At 62.6% G+C, this 4027-nt stretch carries 4 protein-coding genes and 2 pseudogenes; 2 read left to right on the top strand and 4 right to left on the bottom strand.

Annotated features, from left to right (window positions below):
- Together CZ203_RS07545 and CZ203_RS07540 are read right to left on the bottom strand one after the other, a co-directional pair.
- On the bottom strand, positions 1-637 hold a 637-nt coding region (locus CZ203_RS07545), incomplete at its 3' end, for a tRNA threonylcarbamoyladenosine dehydratase (protein WP_087065520.1).
- 77 nt (positions 638-714) lie between these two features.
- Positions 715-1554 (bottom strand): tRNA lysidine(34) synthetase, encoded by an 840-nt coding sequence (locus CZ203_RS07540; RefSeq protein WP_087065519.1) that lies wholly within the window; start codon positions 1552-1554, stop codon positions 715-717.
- Between the two features lie 580 nt (positions 1555-2134).
- On the opposite strand from CZ203_RS07540, the pseudogene CZ203_RS15360 reads away from it, so the two are divergent.
- Positions 2135-2494: pseudogene (locus CZ203_RS15360) on the top strand (flavin reductase); the annotation flags it as partial.
- Here CZ203_RS15360 and CZ203_RS15515 read toward each other — a convergent pair.
- Both CZ203_RS15515 and CZ203_RS07525 read right to left on the bottom strand, forming a co-directional pair.
- A complete protein-coding gene (locus tag CZ203_RS15515) occupies positions 2418-2849 on the bottom strand; it encodes a PfkB family carbohydrate kinase (protein ID WP_407927723.1) in 432 nt (143 codons plus the stop codon). The pseudogene CZ203_RS15360 and the gene CZ203_RS15515 overlap by 77 nt on opposite strands.
- Positions 2850-2917: 68 nt before the next feature.
- Positions 2918-3643, bottom strand: coding sequence for a DeoR/GlpR family DNA-binding transcription regulator (locus CZ203_RS07525; protein WP_235847480.1), 726 nt, complete (start codon positions 3641-3643; stop codon positions 2918-2920).
- A 200-nt stretch (positions 3644-3843) separates the two neighbouring features.
- On the opposite strand from CZ203_RS07525, the pseudogene CZ203_RS14685 reads away from it, so the two are divergent.
- Positions 3844-4027 (top strand): annotated as a pseudogene (locus tag CZ203_RS14685) (NAD(P)H-dependent oxidoreductase); the annotation flags it as partial.

Below are 4027 nucleotides of genomic sequence, written 5' to 3'. Positions count from 1 at the left end.
CGCCCGTGCGCTGCGGCGTATCCGGCATCGCCTCGGCGGGCCTGCCCTGCGGCCTTACCGGCTCCTCCCGCGAATAGACGGCCTTGACCCCCCGCACGCCGCGCTTTTTCAGTTCCTGCCGCATCACCCGCGCGAGGGGGCACACCGAGGTCTTGGACAGGTCGGCGACCTCGAAGCGCGAGGGGTCGAGCTTGTTGCCCGCCCCCATGGCGCAGATGATGGGCACGCCCGCCGCCCGGCACCGCATGACGAGTTCGATCTTGGCCGTCACGGTGTCGATCGCGTCGACCACATAATCGTATTTTGAAAAGTCGATTTCCCCGGCGTTTTCCGGCGTGAAAAAGCGGCGGTACGCCCCGACCTGCGCGGCCGGGTTGATATCCCGGATGCGCGCCGCCATCGCGTCCACCTTATACTGCCCCACGGTGGAGTGCAGCGCGATGATCTGGCGGTTGATATTGGACAAAGCGACACGGTCGTCGTCAAACAGGTCGAGCGCGCCGACCCCGCTGCGCGCGAGCGCCTCGCACACATAGCCGCCGACCCCGCCCACTCCGAATACCGCGACCCGCGCCGCGGCCAGGCGCGCGATGCCGTCCTCCCCGAACAGCAGCGCCGCGCGTGCAAATTCCTCCATAAACCGGTTCCTTTCCGTTTGAAATTCTGATCCCCCCGGCCGGGCGCCCTTTTTTTGCGGGCGCGGGCGGCCGGTTGCTACCGCAGGGTGCAATTCGTATCCGTTTCGTCATAATCGTCCAAAAAAGTACGGAATGTATTCCCTTTGTGATATCCCAGCACCTGGCTGAGGTTGATGTTCTTGACGCTGTTCATGATGTTCTGCTTGATCTGCGGGTTGCCCTCGCACAGCATGGCGATGAGCCGCTTGACCTCCGCGCGCTTGGAGCCGCCCTCGCCGCGCTGCTCCATGACCGCGCAGGCGCAGCCGAGGAAAGACAGGCCGTTCGCCTCCGCCCACGCGATGACATCCTCCTCGCGCACCAGGTAAAGCGGGCGGATCAGTTCCAGCCCCTCGTAATGGTCGCTTTTCAGCTTGGGCAGCATAGTCTGCACCTGGCCGCCGTAAACCATCGCCATCAGGATGGTTTCGACCACGTCGTCATAGTGATGCCCCAGCGCGATCTTGTTGCAGCCCAGCTCGCGCGCCTTGGCGTACAGCCAGCCGCGGCGCATTTTCGCGCACAGGAAGCAGGGGTTCTTGCCGTGCCGTTCGGCCACGCGGAACACGTTGGTCTCGAAGATGTGCAGCGGGATGCCGAGCGCCCCGGCGTTTTCCTCGATCCTGCGGCGGTTCGCGGGACTGTATCCCGGGTCCATCGTCAGGTATTCCAGATGGAACGGGAAATCCCCGTGCCGCTGCAGCTCCTGCAGGCATTTGGCCAGCAGCATGGAGTCCTTGCCGCCCGAAATACAGACTGCCACGCGGTCGCCCTCCCGCAGCAGCCCATACCCCTTCACCGCCTCGGCCACCCGGTTGCGGATGCGCTTGCGGAACACCGTGTTCAGGCTGCGTTCGGCCTGTTGGCATACTGTCATGCCGGTTTCGCCCCTTTCCTTGGGTTTTGCGTTACCAGTATACCAGCTTTCAGCCCCCGCCGCAAGCAATCCGGCGCTTGCGGCGGCGCGCGCAGTATGTTAAACTAAATATATCAACAAAAAACTGACTGATGGGACAACAGGAGGCCACATTTACATGAAAACGACCATGCAAAGCAAGCTTGCCCGCGCCGCATCCCTGCTCGAACTGATCGTCGGCTTTTGCGTGCTGATCTCCTGCGTCATTTGCGGCGTAGGGATCGTGGTATCGACCGACGTGAAAGCCCTGTTCAGCACGACCGGCTATTTCCAGATCCTGCTCAGCGACGCATGCTACATCATCATCGGCATCGAATTCATCAAGATGATCGCGAGCCATACGCTGGATTCCGTAATCGACGTGATGCTGCTGGCCGTTGCCCGCCAGATGATCGTCGAGCATACCTCGCCGGTGGAGAACCTGCTNGCCTTCCCCGGCGCGCGCAGGGGGAAGCCGGAGCCGGCGGCCACCATGGGCGAAGCGGCGGGCGAACCTTTGGCGAAATAAGCGGAACCGCCCTCCCGGGCGGTTTTTTTATGCATGAAAGGCGGGGGATTTCGGCATCCTAAGGGAAAACCTGAAAGAAAAGGAGCGATCCCCATGGATGAAACCGCACTGTTCCGTCTCAGCTACGGGCTGTACGCCGCCTGCGTGGCCTTCGGGGGCAAGCAGACGGGCTGCATTGTCAATACCGCCGCGCAGGTGACGGCGTCGCCCGCCCGCCTGTCCGTCACCATGCTCAAGAGCAACCTCACAAGCGAGCTGGCGCGCAAAAAGGGTAGCCTGACGCTCGCCGTCCTGACGGGCGACGTGCCGCTCGACTTCATCTCGGATTTCGGCACACGGTCCGGCCGGGACTGCGACAAGTTTGCCTCCGTCGCGCACGCCGTAGACGGGGCGGGCAACCCCTATCCGACCGTTTACACCTGCGCGCGCTTNGCACATCCGCTGGCTGCAGGCCGGAGACCTGCGCGCGCAGCGCGGCAAACGCCTCCGGCGGGACGGCCGGGCCGGGGGCGTTGATCTCGGTCTCCTCCACACCTTCCAGCTTGAGGTTGATGCGCGACAGCGCGCCCGGCAGGTCGATAAAAGCCGCGTCGCAGCCGTTTTCCTCCAGCATGCGCGCAATCTCCCGGCCGGAAAAACCGCCGGAAAAACCGAGCGCCCGGTTTGGGGCGTCAAGCCGGCCGAGCATGATCGACACGTTGACGCCCTTCCCACCAGGCACAATGCGCGTATCCGCCGCGCGGTTCATGCGCCCCAGCCGGAGTTGGGGCACCGAAACAAGGTAATCGAGCGACGGGTTTGCGGTTACGGTATAAATCATCCTTTTACCTCAATAATGTGCGCCTTTGCGCGGTATTTGTCCGGGGCGGGCGCGCCGGTAATGATATCCGCGGCGTCAAGGTCGGCAAAGGTCACCGAGGTGGTCACGCCGAACTTGCTGCTGTCCGCGAGCATGTAGCAGCGCCTGCAGCGGCGCATGGCCTCGGTCTTGACGCGCGCCTCGTCCACGTCCGGCGTGGTAAAGCCGGCCTCCAGGCTGACGCCGTTCGCGCCGAAAAAGCCCACGCTGAAATTGAAGCGCCGCAGCGCGTCCAGCGTCTCGCCGCCGACCAGCGCCTCTGTCGTGCATTTGACGCGCCCGCCGGTCACCGAGACCGCCTGCCCGCGGTCTGCCAGGCGCTTGGCGATCAGGATGCCGTTTGTGATGACGGTAATATTTTTTGCAGCCATAAATTCTGCCATACAGCCGGTTGTCGTACCCGCGTCCAGGAACACCAGGTCATAGTCTGAAATCAGGGAAGCCGCATGGCGCGCAATCCGCGCCTTTTCAGCCATATTCATTTCCTGCTTGATAAACACCGGGTATTCCTCGGTGTGATAGGTCCCGCGCAGCGCGGTAGCCCCTCCATGTACCTTGTTGAGCCGCCCCTCCTGGTGCAGGGCCGCAAGGTCGCGCCGGATAGTCGATTCAGAGCTGCCCAATATATCCGTCAGCTCCTGTACCGAGACCGCGCCGCGTTCCTCCAACAGGCGCAGAATCATGCTATATCTTTCCTCTGTTAGCATATTCGGTCACTCCCTTCCCCTTTATTTTACCGTGCCACCAGGGCAAAGTCAATTATATGGGGGAAGCTGACCGAAACCGGTCGTTTTTTAGCGTTTCCGCAGAACCGGCCTTGACATTTGGCGCAAGTTACACTATGGTGGTCATACAGGAATTTTCATGAGGAGGGCATTTGTCCATGAAAAAGCTATTATTGATTGACGCCTGCGTGCGCGGCGCGGATTCGCGCACCCTGCGCCTGGCGCAGCGCCTGGTACAGGGCTGCACGGGCGGCGGCGTGGAACTTTCCACCGTCCCGCTCGCGTCCCTGCCGCTCACGCCGCTGGACGCGGACGCCCTGGCGCAGCGCGACGCGCTGAGCG

The sequence above is a fragment of the Intestinibacillus massiliensis genome, from assembly GCF_900155735.1.
GTDB lineage: Bacteria > Bacillota > Clostridia > Oscillospirales > Butyricicoccaceae > Intestinibacillus > Intestinibacillus massiliensis.
Note: the sequence above shows the minus strand (reverse complement) of the source record. Positions and strands in the feature narration are given on the sequence as shown.